This is a genomic window from Glycomyces sp. NPDC021274, from assembly GCF_040641195.1.
Taxonomy (GTDB): domain Bacteria; phylum Actinomycetota; class Actinomycetes; order Mycobacteriales; family Micromonosporaceae; genus Glycomyces.
In genome coordinates this window covers 258,288-275,678 of record NZ_JBFADC010000006.1, presented here as the reverse complement: position 1 = coordinate 275,678, position 17,391 = coordinate 258,288, and the positions used below count along the sequence as shown (strand labels likewise).

The 17,391-nt window shown below is 70.9% G+C and carries 13 protein-coding genes and 1 pseudogene; 9 read left to right on the top strand and 5 right to left on the bottom strand.

Features of this window, described 5'->3' with window-relative positions; translation table 11 throughout:
- The first annotated feature begins 179 nt into the window (after nt 1-179).
- From AB0I03_RS16225 to AB0I03_RS16200, 6 genes are all read left to right on the top strand, one after another.
- Complete coding sequence (locus AB0I03_RS16225) at nt 180-2,099, top strand: GTP-binding protein (RefSeq protein ID WP_360412933.1); 1,920 nt, start codon at nt 180-182, stop codon at nt 2,097-2,099.
- A 7-nt stretch (nt 2,100-2,106) separates the two neighbouring features.
- Entirely contained in the window at nt 2,107-2,850 is a 744-nt protein-coding gene (locus AB0I03_RS16220; RefSeq protein ID WP_360412930.1) for a GNAT family N-acetyltransferase, read from the top strand.
- 217 nt (nt 2,851-3,067) lie between these two features.
- Nucleotides 3,068-4,249 (top strand): FAD-dependent oxidoreductase, encoded by a 1,182-nt coding sequence (locus AB0I03_RS16215; protein WP_360413099.1) that lies wholly within the window; start codon nt 3,068-3,070, stop codon nt 4,247-4,249.
- Nucleotides 4,246-4,503: a (2Fe-2S)-binding protein gene (locus AB0I03_RS16210; RefSeq protein ID WP_360412927.1), complete on the top strand. Its 258-nt coding sequence runs from the start codon at nt 4,246-4,248 to the stop codon at nt 4,501-4,503. Before AB0I03_RS16215 ends, AB0I03_RS16210 begins: the two co-directional genes overlap by 4 nt.
- Entirely contained in the window at nt 4,500-5,954 is a 1,455-nt protein-coding gene (locus AB0I03_RS16205) for an FAD/NAD(P)-binding oxidoreductase (RefSeq protein WP_360412924.1), read from the top strand. Before AB0I03_RS16210 ends, AB0I03_RS16205 begins: the two co-directional genes overlap by 4 nt.
- Before the next feature lie 218 nt (nt 5,955-6,172).
- The gene (locus tag AB0I03_RS16200; RefSeq protein ID WP_360412921.1) at nt 6,173-8,287 is read left to right on the top strand and encodes a beta-galactosidase; all 2,115 of its coding nucleotides are present in this window, start codon (nt 6,173-6,175) and stop codon (nt 8,285-8,287) included.
- Nucleotides 8,288-8,425: 138 nt separating this feature from the next.
- Here the strand turns inward: AB0I03_RS16200 and AB0I03_RS16195 are convergent, their stop codons facing one another.
- Entirely contained in the window at nt 8,426-9,322 is an 897-nt protein-coding gene (locus AB0I03_RS16195) for a sigma-70 family RNA polymerase sigma factor (RefSeq protein ID WP_360412918.1), read from the bottom strand.
- Nucleotides 9,323-9,553: 231 nt separating this feature from the next.
- Between AB0I03_RS16195 and AB0I03_RS16190 the strand changes: the two genes are divergently transcribed.
- Both AB0I03_RS16190 and AB0I03_RS16185 read left to right on the top strand, forming a co-directional pair.
- On the top strand, nt 9,554-10,072 hold the full coding sequence (locus AB0I03_RS16190) for an N-acetyltransferase (RefSeq protein ID WP_360412915.1): 519 nt from the start codon (nt 9,554-9,556) through the stop codon (nt 10,070-10,072).
- Nucleotides 10,073-10,175: 103 nt separating this feature from the next.
- Nucleotides 10,176-11,105, top strand: a complete 930-nt coding sequence (locus AB0I03_RS16185; RefSeq protein WP_360412912.1) for a hypothetical protein — start codon at nt 10,176-10,178, stop codon at nt 11,103-11,105.
- Nucleotides 11,106-11,110: 5 nt separating this feature from the next.
- Here AB0I03_RS16185 and AB0I03_RS16180 read toward each other — a convergent pair whose 3' ends face one another.
- Nucleotides 11,111-12,412: an MFS transporter gene (locus AB0I03_RS16180; protein WP_360412909.1), complete on the bottom strand. Its 1,302-nt coding sequence runs from the start codon at nt 12,410-12,412 to the stop codon at nt 11,111-11,113.
- Between the two features lie 58 nt (nt 12,413-12,470).
- Here AB0I03_RS16180 and AB0I03_RS16175 point away from each other — a divergent pair.
- A pseudogene (locus AB0I03_RS16175) lies at nt 12,471-12,677 on the top strand (winged helix-turn-helix domain-containing protein); the annotation flags it as partial.
- 500 nt (nt 12,678-13,177) lie between these two features.
- Here AB0I03_RS16175 and AB0I03_RS16170 read toward each other — a convergent pair.
- The 3 genes from AB0I03_RS16170 to AB0I03_RS16160 form a co-directional block, all read right to left on the bottom strand.
- Nucleotides 13,178-14,812 (bottom strand): glycerol-3-phosphate dehydrogenase/oxidase, encoded by a 1,635-nt coding sequence (locus AB0I03_RS16170; RefSeq protein ID WP_360412906.1) that lies wholly within the window; start codon nt 14,810-14,812, stop codon nt 13,178-13,180.
- Between the two features lie 10 nt (nt 14,813-14,822).
- Nucleotides 14,823-16,352 carry a glycerol kinase GlpK gene (gene glpK, locus AB0I03_RS16165; protein ID WP_360412903.1) on the bottom strand — a complete coding sequence of 510 codons (1,530 nt, stop codon included), beginning with the start codon at nt 16,350-16,352 and terminating at the stop codon, nt 14,823-14,825.
- Between the two features lie 67 nt (nt 16,353-16,419).
- On the bottom strand, nt 16,420-17,193 hold the full coding sequence (locus AB0I03_RS16160; RefSeq protein WP_360412900.1) for an MIP/aquaporin family protein: 774 nt from the start codon (nt 17,191-17,193) through the stop codon (nt 16,420-16,422).
- Between the last annotated feature and the right edge of the window lie 198 nt (nt 17,194-17,391).

Here is a 17,391-nt window from a genome sequence, read left to right as displayed (position 1 = left end):
CCCCGAAATGCTAGCCGCCCGCTGCGCGTTAATTCGCTTGCGCGGTCCCCGCACGGGCTCTAACCTCGGCACATCGTCGGTTCTGACGTGTCAGTCCTCGCCGCAGAGGGAGATCGCAATGCGCCAAAACTCGGAGTGCTCCATCAGCTTCCAGTCGATCCCACTCTCGAGGACTTGCATTGTCGTATCTCAGCCCGAGCTTTCTGAACCTGGGGATTCTCGCCCACGTCGACGCCGGTAAGACCAGCCTGACCGAGCGGCTGCTGTTCAACGCGGGCATCATCGACCGCGTCGGCAGCGTCGACTCCGGCAGCACGCAGACCGACTCCATGGATCTGGAGCGGCGCCGCGGGATCACCATCCAGTCGGCGGTCGTGGCGTTCCGGTTGGACGACCTCACCGTCAACCTCATCGACACTCCCGGCCACACCGACTTCATCGCCGAGGTGGAGCGGGCGCTTCGCGTGCTCGACGGCGCGGTGCTGGTGGTGTCGGCCGTGGAGGGCGTGCAGGCGCAGACGCGCGTCCTGTTCCGCACGTTGGAGCGGCTCGGGGTGCCGACCCTGCTGTTCGTGAACAAGGTCGACCGCCGCGGTGCGCGCGAAGCGGATCTGCTGGAGGACCTGGCCGAGATGCTCAGTCCGCGGCTGCTGCCGATGGGCACGGTCCGCGAGATCGGCACCGGTGCGGCTTCGGTGGAGCCGTTCGCGTTCGGCGATCCGGCCTTCACCGATCAAGCGATCGAAATGCTCACCGCGGGCTCGGACGAGTTCCTGGCCGCGTACCTCGACGACCCCGCAGCGCTGGACTGCGAGGCGGAGCTGGCCGCGCAGGTGCGGTCGGGCAGGGCGCACCCGGTGTACTTCGGGTCGGCCGTCACAGGCGCGGGCGTGGCGGCGCTGACCGAGGGCGTCCGCCGGTATCTGCCGGTGCCGCGGCGCGACCCCGAAGGCGCGCCGGTCGGCACGGTGTTCAAGGTCGAGCACGGCGCGGCGGGCCAGAAGGTCGCGTACATCCGGCTGCACAGTGGACGGATCGCGCCGCGCGAGCAGCTCACCACGTTCCGTCGCGTCGACGGGACCGTCGAGTCGTTCGAGGGCAAGGTGACCGGCGTCGAAGTGTTCGCCACGGGCACCGAGACCGTGATGGCCGTCGCCGAACCCGGGAGCATCGCGAAGGTCAAGGGGCTCACCGAGGTCCGCATCGGGGACGCGATCGGCTCGGAGGAGGCGCTGGCGAGCGGCGGGTTCTTCACGCCGCCGACCCTGGAGACGGTGGTGCGCCCGGCCGAGTCGAAGGACCGCATCCCGCTGAACCGGGCGCTGCTGAGCCTGGCCGAGCGCGACCCGCTCGTGGACCCGCACTTGGACGAGCTGTCCGAGGAGATGGCGGTGCGGCTCTACGGCGAGGTGCAGAAGGAGGTCGTGGCCTCGCTGCTCGACGAGGATTTCGGCATCGCCGTCGAGTTCGAGGAGACGCGGGCGATCCACATCGAGCGTCCGGTGCGGACCGTGGAGGCGCTGCACGAGATGGGACCGTGGCAGCAGACCCCGCACGTAGCGACGGTGGGTCTGCGGCTGGAGCCGGGCGAGCCGGGTTCGGGCCTGCACTACGGGTTGGAGGTCGAGCGGGGCTCGCTGACGCGGGCGCTGCGCAACGCGGTCGAGGAGACCGTCCACAAAGTATTGAAGCGGGGACTGTACGGCTGGGCGGTCACCGACTGCCGGGTGCTGCTCACGGCCACCGGGTACATCGGCCGGGCGAGCACGGCGAACGACTTCCGGGCGGTCACGGCGTTCCTTCTCGACGGGATGCTCAAGGAGGCCGGCACCGAGGTCTGCGAACCGGTCAACAGCTTCAATGTGGAGTTCCCGGCCGGGACCGGGAACGCGGTCCTGAAGACGCTCGGTGAGGCGCGAGCGGACATCAAGGGCCAGTTCTCGACCGAGACCACCGGATACGTCTCGGGGTTCATGCCGACCGAGGCCGTCCACGGCGTCGAGCGGCGCCTGCCGGGCATCACCGAGGGCTTGGCGCTGTTCACCACCGAGTTCGCCGAGTACCGCCCGGTCTACGGCACCCCGCCCAGGAGAGGTTAGGAGATCCTTGGAGATCGAGCAGATCGAGGACCGCTGGGAGGCCCGCGACGGCGACGGCCGGGTCGGGACGGCGCACCTGTGGGACCGCCCGGACGGCAAGCGCTTCGCCTGGTTCGACCCGATCGACGCGGAGCTGATCGCGGCGCTGTGCGACGCGCTCGGTGCGGGGCGGCCCGTGTACACGCTGGCGGACGTCCACGAGACCGGCATACAGCGGCAGCTCGCGGCGGCCGGGTTCATCGGCGAGCGCTATGAGCACGACTGGACGATGCCCGTGGCGACGGCGGCGGACTGGGACGAGGCGGCGCTGGCCGGACTCGAGATCGGTCCGCCCGAGCAGTTCGGCATGGAGGCGGTGCGACGCTTCGACGATGACGTGCGCGCCGACATTCCGGGCCTGCGGGGTTGGCGTTCGAGCGCCGAGTTCTGGGCGGATGAGCATGGGTCCGCGTACGATCCGGCGGTCTACCCGGTCGCGTGGGACCCTGCGGCGGGGCGCTTCGCCGGGATGGTCCGGGTCTGGATGACGGAGTCCGGGCCGCGCCTCGGGCTGGTCTGCGCGGCGCGGCCGTACCGGGGCCGCGGCGTGGCGGCGGCGCTGCTGGGGCGGGCGTTCCGGGTGCTGCGCGAACGCGGCCACACGAAGGTCGCCACCGAATGCGACGCCGCGAACATGGGGTCGAAAGCGCTGCTGGAGAAGGCGGGCGGCACGATCGTGGGCGGCTCGATCGAGTTCATCCGGCACCCGTGAGGGCGCCGTTCAGGCCGCAGGAGTCGAGCGGGCCATTGGGGGGTTAGACGGAGGGATCGTCGTTCGATCGCATGTCCCTGTCGGCAGGGCGCGCGCGGGCGGTCGCCCGGTTTCCACGATTCGGGAGCGCCGCGCCGGTCCGTGGACCACCGTGTAGGCGGGGCCTGGGGCGGGCATACTCTCTGATCGTGCGAGTACTGAGGGGCGGGTGAGTCGGATCGAGACCGCTGACGTTGTCGTGATCGGGGCCGGAATCATCGGTGCTGCGTGCGCCGAGGCGCTCAGTGCCTCGGGCCTGCGGGTCCTCGTGGTCGACCGTGGCGCCCCCGCAGGGGGGACCACGGCCGGGGGCGAGGGCAATGTGCTGCTGTCCGACAAGGCCCCCGGGCCGGAACTGGACCTGGCCGTCCTCTCGCGGCGGCTGTGGCCCCAGCTGATCGAGTCGCTCCGGGCCGAGCTCGGCGACGAGGTCGCCCGGGTCGAATGGGAGCCCAAGGGCGGCTTGGTGGTCGCCACCGACCAGGACGCCGTGGGGCCGCTCGCGATCCTCGCCGAGGCCCAGCGTGAGGTCGGCGTCGAGGCGGTCGAAGTGACCCCCGATGAGGCCCGCGCGATGGAGCCGTACCTGACCGAGCAGGTCGCCGGCGCCGTCCACTACCCCGGGGACGCGCAGCTGCAGCCCGTGCTCGCCGCGACCGCGCTGCTCGCGGCCGTGCGCGCCCGCGGCGGCGAGGTGCGCGGCGGGGCCGAGGCGCACAGCCTCGTGTTCGACGGATCGGGCAAGGTCGCCGGCGTGCGCGTGGGCGAAGGGACGATCGGGTGCGGCGCGGTCGTGAACGCGTGCGGGCCGTGGGCGGGGCATTTCAGCGTCGCCGCGGGCGCGCCGATCGAGGTGCTGCCGCGCCGGGGCATGGTCCTGGTGACCGCCCCGCTCCCCCAGGTCGTCGGCCGCAAGGTCTATGCCGCCGATTACGTTGCGGCCGTGGCGAGTTCGGACGTGGATCTGCAGGTGTCGGCGGTCGTCGAGTCGACCGCGACGGGCACGGTCCTCATCGGGTCGAGCCGCCAGCGCGTGGGCTTCGACGAGGCGCTGCAGGTCGAGGTGCTGCGGCGCTTGGCGCGCAGCGCTGTGAAGCTGTTCCCGGTCCTGGCGGGCGTGCCGGTGATGCGCACGTACGGCGGGTTCCGGCCGTACACCCCCGACCACCTGCCGGTGATCGGCGAGGATCCGCGGTTCCCGGGCCTGTGGCACGCGTCCGGGCACGAGGGCGCGGGGATCGGGCTGGCTCCGGCGACGGGGCGGCTGCTCGCGGATCTGATGTGCGGGCGCGAATCCGAAGTGGACCCGTCGCGGTTCAAAGTGGACAGGCCAGCGGTGATCGCGGAGGTGCGGACGTGAGAGTGCGGTTCGACGGCGAAGAGGTCGAGGTCCAGGAGGGCCAGACCGTCGCGGGGGTGCTGCTGGCGAAGGGGATCCGCTCGTGGCGCACCACCCGGGGCGGCGGCCGGCCGCGGGGGCTGTTCTGCGGCATCGGGGTGTGCTTCGACTGCCTGGTGAAGGTGAACGGGGTGCCCGATGTGCGGGCGTGCCAGCGGGTGGTCGCCGAGGGCGACGACATTCGCACGCAGGCCGGAGCGGAGCTGCCGTCATGAGGCGCATCGTGGTGATCGGCGCGGGCCCGGCGGGGATGGCGGCGGCGAATGCCGCTGCGCTGCACGGGGTCGAGGTGGTCCTGATCGACGCGGGCGCGAAGCTCGGCGGGCAGTACCACCGGCAGGACGCAGTGGCGTCCGGGGACCGGTTCGCCCCTTCGGCGCTGTCGAGTGACGTCTCGCAAGCAGCCTCGGCGAAGCTGGCGCGCCGTCGATTCGTATTGGCGCCGAACGTGGAGCATGTCGCGAACGCGGCGGTGTGGGCGATCGAGCCGGTCGACGGCGGGCACCGCGTGCACCTGCGGGTCGGTCCGGCCGACGGCCTGGACCGGATCGGCCGGGCGGTGGAGGCGCGGGCGCTCGTGCTCGCCACCGGCGCGTACGACCGGGCGCTGCCGTTCCCGGGCTGGGACCTGCCGGGCGTGTTCACCGCCGGTGCGGCGCAGGCGCTCGCGAAGGGCCAGGGCGTGGCCGTCGGCGACCGGGTCGTGGTCAGCGGGACCGGGCCGTTCCTCCTGCCGGTGGCGGCCTCGCTGATCGGCGCGGGTGCGCGGATCGTGGAGGTCGCGGAGGCGAACGCGGCGGTGACCGGGTGGCTGTCACGTCCTTTCAAAGCGCAGGCGACTGGGGCGCTGGCGGGCTGGTCGAAGACGGGCGAGCTGGCGCGGTACGCGGGGATGCTGGCGCGGCACCGGGTGCCGTACCGGTCGCGGACCGCGGTGATCGAGGCGCACGGCAGCGAGTGCGTGGAGTCGGTGACCGTGGCGCGGCTCGACGCCCTGTGGAACCCGGTGCCCGGTTCGGAGCGGCGGCTCGAGGCGGACGCGGTGGCGGTCGGGTTCGGGTTCACGCCGCAGTTGGAGCTCGCTTTGGCGGCGCGGTGCCTTGTCGAGGACGGGTTCGTCGTCGTGGATGCGGCGCAGGGCACTTCGGCGCCGGGGGTGTTCGCGGCCGGGGAGCTGACGGGCATCGGCGGGGCGGATCTGGCGGCGTCCGAGGGCGCGGTCGCGGGTGCGGCGGCGGCGAAGTACGTGGGTGCGGCGGTCGAGCCGCCCGTGAGGGCGATGGCGAGAGTGCGGTCGGGCCGGCGGTTCGCGGCGGCGTTGAACGCGGCGTACCCGGTGCGGCCGGGCTGGCAGGGCTGGCTGCGCGACGACACGATCGTGTGCCGGTGCGAGGAGGTCACAAGAGCGTCGCTCTACCGCGCCGTCGACGAGCGGGACGTGGGCGCGGTGCGCGCGCTCAAGCTCGTGAGCGGGGCCGGGCTGGGCCTGTGCCAGGGCCGGGTCTGCGGTCAGAACGTGGCCGAGCTGGCGGATGTGGACCCGGCCGGTTTCGCGAAGCGGCCGATCGCGTCCCCGATCCGGCTCTCGGAACTGGCCGAGGAGGAGCCGGTCGAATCGCCGATCGACGCCGAGGAGTCCGGTCGGGCGCTGGGCGTCGAGTACTAGGAGCACCGGCCGGATGTACTGGTCGCAGAGCCGTCCGCGTTCGCGGGCGGCTCTTGCCGTTGCCGGCGCCGCGCATGGCGCTTCGCACTGGTCGCGCTGCGCGCGGCTCCTCGCATTACCGCGCTCCGAACGGAATCGGCGCGGGCGGGGTAGGGGTTGACATACGCTCCCGGGGTTGCGTACGGTACGTCTGACTACGTAGTCATAAGGAGCCGAGCATGAGCAACTGGCCGAACCCGATCCTCTTCGGGGCCGCTTACTACTTCGAGTACCAGCCGGACGCCGCCGCAGGGTTCGACACCGAGGCCGCCCAAGCGCGGCTGAAGACCGACCTCGACCTCATGGTCGAAGCCGGGTTCTCGGTGATCCGCGTCGGCGAGTCCGTATGGAGCACTTGGGAACCCGAGAACGGGCGGTTCGAGCTCGACTGGCTCCAGCCGGTCCTCGACGGCGCCCACGAGCGCGGCATCAGTGTCATCCTCGGCACCCCGACGTACGCCGTCCCGCCGTGGCTCGTGCGCCTCTACCCCGAGATCGCCGGCGAGCACCGCACCGGCCAGCGCATCGGATGGGGCGAGCGCCAGGAGGTCGACTACACCCACGCCGCGTTCAAGTTCCACGCCGAGCGGGTCAGCCGCAAGATCCTCGCACGCTACGCGGACCACCCGGCCGTCATCGGCTACCAGGTCGACAACGAGCCCGGCCTGCGGATCTTCCACAACGAGGGCGTCTTCCAGCAGTTCGTCGACCGCCTGCGGCACCAGTACGGCGACGTCGAGACCCTCAACCGCGAATGGGGCCTCGTCTACTGGTCACACCGCCTCACGACCTGGGCCGACCTGTGGCGCCCGGACGGGAACGCCCAGCCGCAGTACAAACTCGCGTGGCGCAGGTTCCAGGCCGACCTCACCACGGAGTTCATCTCCTGGCAGGCGGACATCGCCCGCGAGTACGCGCGCGAGGACCAGTTCGTGACCACGTGCATCTCGTATTCGCGCCCGGGCATCGACGACACCTCGCTCACCGAGAACCTCGACGTGACCGCCGGGAACCCGTACTACGCCATGCAGGACGGCCTCGAGATGCCCGCCAAGGGCGGTAGCAACGCCATCGACTGGAACACCAAGGGCGCCTGGGCGCTCTACCACTCCGCCGACCGCATGTACGCCTCGAAGCAGGCGCCGTACCTGGTCACCGAGACCAACGCGCAGGCCATCGGCATGCCGTGGTGGAACGAGCCGGCGTACGACGGCCAGTGGCGGCAGTGCGCCTGGTCGCTGATCTCCCGCGGCGCGGCCATGATCGAGTACTGGCAGTGGCAGACCCTCCACTTCGGAGCCGAGACGTACTGGGGCGGGGTCCTCCCCCACAACGGCCGGCCCGGAAGGACGTACCGCGAGCTGGCGCAGATCGGCAAGGAGCTGCGCAAGACCGGTGGGGCCCTCCAGGGCCTGGTGCCGGGCGCGGACGTGGCCGTCCTGTACTCCAAGCGCAGCGAGTGGGCGCTGGCGGCCGAGCCGCAGATCCAGAACGATCAGGGCGGCCCCGAGCACCGCTCGTTCGAGGTCATCCACGGCCCGTTCTACCGGGGCGCGTTCGACGCCGGGCTGCAAGCGCGGATCGTCCACACGAGCCAGCTCGGCTCGCCCGAGGAAGCGGTGGCGGAGTACCCGGTCCTCGTGGCCGCGGGCCTGTACGCCGAGGACGACGACATGCTCGACTGGCTCAGTGCCTACGCGGCCGCGGGCGGCCACCTCGTGGTCGGTCCGCGCACCGGCTACGCCGACGAGGAGGCGCGGGCGCGCCAGGAAGTGCAGCCCGCGAGGCTGCGTGACGCCGCCGGCGTCTGGTACGAGGAGTTCGCGAACCTCACGAGCGAGATCACCGTGCAGGCTCCGGAGGGTTCGCCGCTGGAACTGGAAGCCGGTTCGGCGGCGGTGAAGTGGGCCGACGGCCTCTACGTGGAGGGCGCCGAGACCCTCGCCGAGTACGTGCACCCGCACTACGGCCGGTTCGCGGCGGCGACGACGAAGCCGCACGGGGAAGGCCGGGTCACCTATGTGGGCGCGATTCCCAACGCGGCCTTCGGGAAGTCCCTGTTCAAGTGGATCGTCCCCGAGAACGCGTGGCGGCCCGAGCACCCGAGCCTGACCGTGACCAGCGGTGTCACCGGTGAGGGCCGCACGGTGCGGTTCGTGCACAACTGGTCCTGGAACGAGGTCGGCTTCCCGCTGCCCGCGGCCGTGACCGACGCGATCGACGACACCGCGTACGAGGCGGGCGCCTCACTGCCCCTCGGCCCGTGGGACGTGAAGGTCCTCATCGAGCAGTAGCCAGAGGACCATGGAAGGAAGCCGGTGGCCTTGCTCAGTGAGCAAGGCCACCGGCTTCTCCTTGCCCTGGGCACCCTGCATTGTCGTACCCCTCGGCGATCGTTGCATAAGGGCATCTCTTCCTGGTCGCCGATGGCGTCAGCCCTGCCCGGGGAACGCCGCCAGTTCGAGCGTCGCGATCGTGTCCGGCGCGTTCATGATCTCGATGCTCGCCACCTTGCCGTCGACCACGGCGAACGCCAGGACCGACCGCGGCGTGCCGCCCGGGGCCCACATCGCTCCGGCGAGGCCGTCGACCAGCACCGTGACGGCGTCCTTCGCCTGACCGTTGAAGATCGCGGCCACGGCGGACGCGCCGATGACCTCGCGGCCGGAGAAGCCGGTCGCCACGGCCTCCGCGTCGGCGACCACGGTGATGTCCGGGTCCAGCACGGCGAGCAGGTCCTCGAAACGGCCGTCACGGGCGGCGGACAGGAACGCCTCCACTACCGACTTCCGCTGCCGCGCATCGCGATCGGCCTCGGCCCGCTCGCGGCCTTCCCGCACGCGCCGGCGGGCGCGGCTCGCAAGCTGGCGCGTCGCCTCCGTCGTGCGGTCGAGCACCGGGGCGATGCGGTCGAACGGCACACCGAACAGGTCGTGCAGCACGAACGCCACACGCTCGGCCGGGCCGAGCGCATCGAGGACCACCTGGAGCGCGAGGCCGACCGAATCGGCCATGACCGCGTCGAGCTCCGGGTCGCCGCCCGCGCCCGGGCCCGCGGCCAGCGGGAGGTCCGCGTCGAGGGCGTCCTCCTGGCGATGGCGCCGCGAGCGCAGCAGGTTCAGGCAGATCCGCGAGACCACGGTCGTGAGCCAGCCGCGCAGGTTCGCGACAGCGGCGGTGTCGGTGCGGGCGAAGCGCATCCACGCCTCCTGCACCGCATCGTCCGCCTCACCGGTGCTGCCGAGCATCCGGAACGCGACAGCCCGCAGATGCGCGCGGTGCTCCTCGAACTCCGCCGCACCCTGCTCGTCGACAACACCCTCGTTCATCGCATCCTCCACTCGGGCCACCACTGTACCGACCCGGTCCGGACCGGAAACGTGACAAGCCCAGACGAAACCGGAGGTCAGCGGCGGTGAGCTGACACACCGCCATCAATTCGACCGTGCGGCGACCGCCGCACTCCTGATCGTCGCCGCGGTCCTCCAGCCCCAGGTCGCGCCGTGCCTGACCTGCCGAAATCCGTTGCGGGCCTTGGCGCGAGCTGTGATACTCGCCCCGTGACTCTGATTCGACGCGAGACCGAGGGCGACGCGCCCCTCATCCACGCCCTCCACGACGCCGCCTTCGCCGGCCGCCCCTACTCCTCCGGAACCGAAGCCGCGATCGTGGACGCGCTGCGCGGCAGCGAGGACTGGGTGCCGCAGCTGTCGTTCGTCGCCGAGGCCGACGGCAAACCGGTCGGCCACGCCGTCTGCTCGTACGGGCGGCTGGGCGAGACCCGCATCCTCGGCCTCGGCCCGATCGGCGTCGAGCCGGCCCTGCACGGCCAGGGCATCGGATCGGCCCTCATGCACGCCTCGATCGGCGCCGCTGACGCGCTGGACGAACCGATGATCATGCTCCTCGGCGACCCGAACTACTACGGCCGCTTCGGATTCGAGCCCGCCTCGCGGTACGGCGTCGAGCCGCAGGACCCCGCCTGGGAGCCCGCGTTCCAGATCCGCAGGCTCGCCGGCTGGCACGACGGCCTGCGCGGACGATACGTCTACTCCCCCGGCTTCGACGCGCAGCCCTGAGTCCGGCGAGACCCGGTGTGATCCGAATTTCGTCCCCATTGTCTTGAAAAATTGAAAAACGTAGCGTTGGACGGAACCGCTCCTCGAACCCTGGAGAACTTGCATGTTCCTGCCCTACACCGGTTCCGGCCACTACTGCTACGCCAACTCGCTCGCGATGGTCCTCGGTCCCGACTCCCCCGGGCCGGGGGTCCTCGAAGTGCTCACCGGCTCGCCGTTCGGGATGCAGCTCCTCGACGGCACGACGCCCTTCTTCGACCCGGCCGGCTGGGAAGGCGACATCGCCCTCGACGCCGCCTGCACCGCCTGGGGCTTCGCGTGCCTCCGCGAATCCGGCGGGACCCCCGAGGACGCGGCCGGCCGGCTTCGCGCGGCGGGCCCCGGCGAGCCGCTGCTCGTCGGCCCGGTCGAGATGGGGCTGCTCACGCATGCACCGGGTCGCGGCACCCCTTGGGAGGCCGACCATTACGTGGTCGTGCTCGGTGTGGAGGACGACCTGGTCCGGTTCCACGACCCGGCCGGGTACCCCTTCGCGACGCTTCCGGTCGAGCAGTTCGTCGCCGCATGGCGGACCGATACGCTCCCTTATGGAACATCGTTCACCTCGCGGCGGGCGTTCATGCGGATCCGGGAGACGACCGCGGCGCAGGCCGTCCGGGAAGCGATCCCCACCGCGATCAGCTGGCTGCGCGGCGACCACGACCACCCCGTCTCGGCCGGGACGCTCGCCAACCGCGAAGCGGCAGAACGACTCGCCGATCTGTGCGAGGACGGGATGCCGGACAAGATGCGGTCGCAGCTGGTGGACTTCGCCGTCGCGGTCGGCACGCGGCGGCTCGCCGATGCGGGGGCCTGCCTGGCGGCGGCAGGCGCCGACGAGGCATCGGCGATCACCGCCAGGCAGGCCCGGCTCGTGGGCGGGCTCCAGTACGACCTCACCGCCGGACGCACCGGCGCGGCCGCCGAGTCCCTGCGGGCGCTCGCGCCGACCTATGGCGAACTGGCCGACGCCTTGGCGTCGTTCGCCGACTGACACCGTCAGCCCGAGACGGCGACCGGCTCGGGCTCAGCGGGCCCGGGCAGGTCGCGCAGATTCCGCAACGGCGAGAAGAAGACCGGTAGGAAGGCGAGACAGACGCCGACTGCGCCGATCCAGAGCGTCGCCCGCGCTCCGGCGAACTCGCCGAGGATCCCGCCGATAAGGGCACCGACCGCGCTAAGGCCCCAGGCGAGGAACCGCACGGTGGCGTTCATGCGGCCGAGCAGCCGGTCCGGGGTGAGGCGCTGGCGGAAGCTCACCTGGTTGACGTTGTAGACGACCGAGCCGACGCCGACCGCGCCCATGCCGGCCGCGGCGATCCAGACCTGCCACCCGGGTTCGGCGGCGGGCAGCAGGAACAGCCCCGGCGAGGGCACGAGCGCGGCGAGCCAGATGGCGCGGCCCTGGCCCAGCCGATTGGTCACCGGGCCGGTGACGAAGGCGCCGATGAGGCCGCCCGCGCCGAACACGCCGAAGAACAGTCCGATCTCGCCCGGCGTCAGGCCCAGGGTGCGCGGCAGGAACACCACGACCATCGCCAAGTACGCGCTCATGCAGAGGTTCCACCAGCTGGTCGCGGCCACGATGGACGCCAGGATCCGGTTGCTGAAGACGAAGGCCAGGCCTTCCTTGATCTCGGCGGCGATCCTGGCGTCGTGGGCGACTTCGGGTTTGGATTCGCGGCGGCGGATGCGGACGAGGAAGAGGGCGGAGGCGCCCATCGCGACGGCGTCGAACGCCAGGGCGACGGGCGCGGTGAGCCAGCCGATGAGCTGCCCGGCGAGCACCGGGCCGCCGAGGTGCGCGGTCGACCTCACGACTTCGAGTTTCGCGTTGCCTTCGACGAGTCGGTCGCGGCCGACGAGGTGCGGCAGGTAGCTCTGGTACGAGACGTCGAAGAACACGGTGAAGACGCCGATCAGGAACGCGACCGCGTACAGCTGCCAAATGGTGAGCGCATCGGCCCACCAGGCCACAGGCACGGTCATGAGCACGACGGCGCGCACGACGTCGCTGACGATGAGGACGCGGCGGCGGCGCATCCGGTCGATCCAGGCGCCGGCGGGAAGGCCGATGAGCAGGAACGCGGCCATCGTCATCGAGGAGAGCAGGCCGACCTCGAACTCGCCGGCGTCGAGCGCGATGACGGCGGCGAGCGGCAGCGCGAGCGTCGAGATCTGGTAGCCGAACTGCGCCACGGTGGTCGAGAGGAAGAGGCCTCGGAAGTCGGGTTCGCGCAGGAGGCCCAGGCGGTCGCGTTTCGCGGGGGCGTCGGGGACGGGGGCGCCGATGGCGATCATGCGATTGAGTATTTCCAATCAGTTGGGAAAAGTCAATCGCTCTTGCCGCTAGGATGAGGTGGTGTCAGACAAGCGCAGCTCAGAAGGCTTCAAGCACGACCGCCCGCTCGCCTCGGAGGCCGAGGCCAAGGCGGTGGCCTCCGCGGTGCGGCTGCGCATTCTGCGGCTGTGCCTCGACCGCGCGCTGACGAACAAGGAGATCGCCCAGCGGCTGGACGCGAACCCGGCCACGGTGCTGCACCACGTGCGCAAGCTCGTCGACACCGGTTTCCTCGCACCGCAGGAGGAGCGGACCGGCGCGCGGGGTTCGCGGGAGATCCCCTACCTGGCGACCCGGAAGTCATGGGCGCTGCGCCTGGGCGAGGAGTTCAAATCGGACCTGTCCACGGCGATGCTCGAGGCCTTCCGCACCGAAGTCGCGCAAGTCCCGGATCTGAAGCAGGTGAACTCCGCACGGCTCGGCGTGCGACTCAACGAGGAGCAGTACGAGGAGGTGAGCCGCCGGTTCAAGGTCCTCTTCGACGAGCTCGCCACCATGGAGCCGGGGCCGGGGGCGCGACCGTACTCGCTGTTCATGGCGATCCACCCGGATGCGAGCCGGGACTTATCCCGCATTTCCGGCTCTAGCCTTCAAAACGGACACCCTGGGGCCCCCGAATCAACTATGGCATGCGGGTACGACAACTCCAGTGCGCATGGGCCGCAAGCAAAATGGCGAGGCCGCCACGCGAATTCGATTCGCGTGGCGGCCTCGCCGCTCCCTCATCACTTGCGGTCTAGCAGCGCCTGGACCCTGGCCCGCACCTCAGGGGTGTCGAGGCCGCGGATCATCAGCGTGGTGCGTCGGCGCAGGACGTCGTCCGCGGTCTCGGCCCACTCGACGTCGCGGGCGTAGACGACCTGGGCCATGATCTCCGGTGCGTCCGGGTGGACCCGCTCGGCGAGTTCCGGGTGCTCCCCCGCCAGGCGGGTGATGTCGAACGCGAGCGAACCGTAGTGCGTCGCAAGGTGCTTCGCGGTGTCCTCGCCGAGGTTCGGCAGCGGCGCGCCGCCGTCCGAGAGCAGCCGGTGCTCGACCGCGTGCGGGTTCGCGATGCCCGGCAGCGGCAGGCGGTGCGGCAGGTTCGCCATCGGCTCCATCTCCGCGCCGAGCGAGTAGCCCGGCAGAGCAGCGAGCTTCTTCATCACGGTCCGTCCGATGTGGCGGAACGTGGTCCACTTGCCGCCCGCCACCGAGAGCATCCCGCCGCGGCCCTCGGTCACCACGGTCTCCCGCTTGGCCTTCGAGGTCGCGCCCGGGCCGCCCGGCAGGACCCGGAGCCCGGCGAACGCGTACGTGATGAGCTCGGGCCGCAACTGCTCCGAGCGCACCGACAGGCTCGCCTCGTCGAGGATCTGCTTGAAGTCGGCCTTCGTGGGCGAGACCTGGCCCGGGTCGCCCTCGTACACCTCGTCCGTGGTGCCGAGCAGGAGCATGTCCTCCCACGGCAGGGCGAACGTGATGCGGTACTTGTCGACGGGGGTGGCCAGCGCGGCGCCCCAGTCGGCGGTGCGCTTGAGGACCAGGTGCGCGCCCTTGGAGAGCCTGATCGACGGGTCGGCGGCCGGGTTCTCCATGCGGCGCAGGTGGTCGACCCACGGGCCGGTGGCGTTGAGGACGACGTGGGCGTTCACGCCGAACTCGGTGCCGTCGATCTTGTCGCGCAGGTCGGCGCCGGACACGCGGCCGTCGGTGCTGTGCTTCCTAGAAAAGCGCAGCCCGGTGACCTCGGCGTAGTTGAGGACCGAGGCGCCGGCTTCGGCCGCCGCGCGGGTGGTCATGAGCGCCATGCGGGCGTCGTTCATCTGGCTGTCGCCGTAGACGGCGACGGCTTTGAGGTCCTTGACGCGCAGCTCCGGCACGGCCGCGCGGGCTTTGGCGGGGCTGAGCAGGTGGCCGACGCCGTCGCCGAAGCCGGAGAGCGCGGAGTAGGCGAAGACGCCCGCGCCGAGCTTGGCGGCGCCGTGCGGGCCGCCTTTGTAGACCGGCAGGTAGAACTTGAGCGGGCGGGAGAGGTGCGGCGCCACCTGGCGGGTGACGGCGCGCCGTTCGAAGTGGTTCTCCGCCACCAGTTTCACCGCGCCGGTCTGCAGGTAGCGCAGGCCGCCGTGGAGGAGCTTGGAGGAGGCGGAGGAGGTCGCGCCGGCGAAGTCGCCGGCGTCCACGAGGGCCACCCGCAGCCCCGACTGCGCGGCGTGCCAGGCGGTGGAAATGCCCAGGATGCCGCCGCCGATGACGAGCAGGTCGAACTGGGCGTTCCCCAGCTGCTCGCGCGCTTCGGCTCGGCCCACCCGCTCGGTGAAGTGAATGGGGCCGGTCGGGTTCGCCTCCGGGCCGGAGACGTGCTGCAAGGTGGTCATCGCGATGCTCCTACTCGTCCTGCCAGCCCATGGTCCGCTCGACGGCCTTGAGCCAGTTCTTGTATTCCCGGTCGCGGACCTCGGGGTCCATGTCGGGGGTCCATTCGGCGGCGCGGCGCCAGTTCGCGCGCAGGTCTTCGATGTTCTCCCAGAAGCCGACCGCGAGGCCCGCGGCGTAGGCGGCGCCGAGGCAGGTGGTCTCGGCGACCATGGGGCGCACGACGGGGGCGTCGAGCACGTCCGCGAGGAACTGCATGAGGAGGTTGTTGGAGGTCATGCCGCCGTCGACCTTGAGCGCCACGAGTTCGTCGCCGGAGTCCTTGACCATGGCGTCGGAGATCTCGCGGGTCTGCCAGGCGGTGGCCTCCAGGACCGCGCGGGCGATGTGCGCCTTGGTGACGTACCGGGTGAGCCCGGCGATGACGCCGCGCGCGTCGGAGCGCCAGTAGGGGGCGAAGAGCCCGGAGAAGGCCGGCACGAAGTAGGCTCCGCCGTTGTCCTCGACGCTCATGGCGAGCGTCTCGATCTCGGCGGCGGTCTTGATGAGCCCCATCTGGTCGCGCATCCACTGGACGAGCGAGCCGGTGACGGCGATCGAGCCTTCGAGGGCGTAGACCGGGTCCTGGTCGCCGATGCGGTAGCCGACGGTGGTGAGGAGCCCGGACTCGGAGTGGATGAGCTTCTCGCCGGTGTTCATGAGCATGAAGGTGCCGGTGCCGTAGGTGGACTTGGCCTCGCCGACTGCGAAGCAGGTCTGTCCGAAGAGGGCGGCCTGCTGGTCGCCGAGGGCCGAGGCGACGGGTACACCGGCGAGCATGCCGCCGAGGGGGCCGCCGGTGACGGTGCCGTAGACCTCGGAGGAGGAGCGGATCTCGGGGAGCACCTGCATGGGCACGCCCATCTCGGCCGCGATCGCCTCGTTCCACTGGAGGTCGTCCAGGTTCATGAGGAGGGTGCGGGAGGCGTTGGTGACGTCGGTGACGTGCACGCCGCCGTTGACGCCGCCGGTGAGGTTCCAGATGACCCAGGAGTCCATGGTGCCGAAGAGGATCTCGCCGGCTTCGGCGCGCTCGCGCAGGCCGGCGACGTTGTCGAGGAGCCAGGCGATCTTGGGGCCGGCGAAGTAGGCGGCGAGCGGCAGGCCGGTCTCGCGGCGCCAGCGGTCCTGGCCGACGTCGCCGCCGAGTTTCTTGCAGAGGACGTCGGTGCGGGTGTCCTGCCAGACGATGGCGTTGTGGACGGGCTTGCCGGTGCGCTTGTCCCACAGCATGGTGGTCTCGCGCTGGTTGGTGATGCCGATGGAGAGGATGTCCTCGCGGGAGGCGCCGGCCTTGACCATGGCCCCGGACACGACGTCCTGCACGTTCTTCCAGATCTCGGCGGCGTCGTGCTCGACCCAGCCGGGCTTGGGGAAGATCTGCTCGTGCTCCTTCTGGTCGACGGCGACGATGCGGCCGTCGCGGTCGAAGATGATGCACCGCGAAGAGGTGGTGCCCTGGTCGATGGCCGCGATGAACGGGCCGGTGTGCGTGTCGGTCATGGTTCGCTCCAGAACGTCGTTGTCGTGGTGGGAGTCGGCGAGGGATACGTCGATTGTGTCCGCATGGCTACGCGAAGGCAATGTTGTAGAGGCCGCCGGCCAGCGCGGCGCCGATCAGGGGGCCGACGACGGGGACCCAGGCGTAGCCCCAGTCGGAGCGGCCCTTGCCCTTGAGGGGCAGGAGGGCGTGCACGATGCGGGGGCCGAGGTCGCGGGCCGGGTTGATGGCGTACCCGGTGGGACCGCCGAGGGAGAGGCCGATGCTGACGACGACGAGCGCGGTGATGAGCACGCCGAGGGTGCCGAGGCCGTTGCCGGCGTCGTTGAGGCCCTGCGTGAGGATCGCGATGACGAGCACGAAGGTGCCGATGATCTCGGTGAGGAGGTTGGGCACGGTGCTGCGGATCTCGGGGCCGGTGGAGAAGATGCCGAGGACCGGGCCGGCCTTGGCGTCGTCGGGGCCTTCGACGGCCTCGGGCTGGTTGGCGAGGTCGGCCATGTGGACCTTGAACTGGCTGAAGTAGGCGACCCAGGCGAGGAAGGCGCCGAGCATCGCGCCGACGAGTTCGGAGGCGATGTAGAGGGGGACGTCGGCCCAGTCGGTGCCGCCCTGGATGGCGAGGCCGAGGGTGACGGCCGGGTTCAGGTGGGCGCCGGAGATGCCGGCGGCGATGTAGGCGGCGGTCAGGACCGCGAAGCCCCACCCGAAGGCGATGGCGAGCCAGCCCGCGTTCTGGGCCTTGGACTTCTTGAGCGTGACGGCGGCGCACACGCCCGCGCCGAGGAGGATCAGCATGGCGGTGCCGAGGACCTCGCCGATGATGATGTCTGAGTTGGACACACCGACTCCTTTGTCTGCGTCCGAGGTCGTCGCCGGTGGGCGTCGACCTCGTTGGAAGGGCTTGTTCGACACGGAAGGCGGAGCGAACTTTGAAGCCGTTAGGCGTTCGACAATGCCGACCGATGTACGAAAGTGTTCTCCTTCATTACCGGTGCGTCAAGTCTTATGTGACCGGCATCACACATCCATTCATGAACC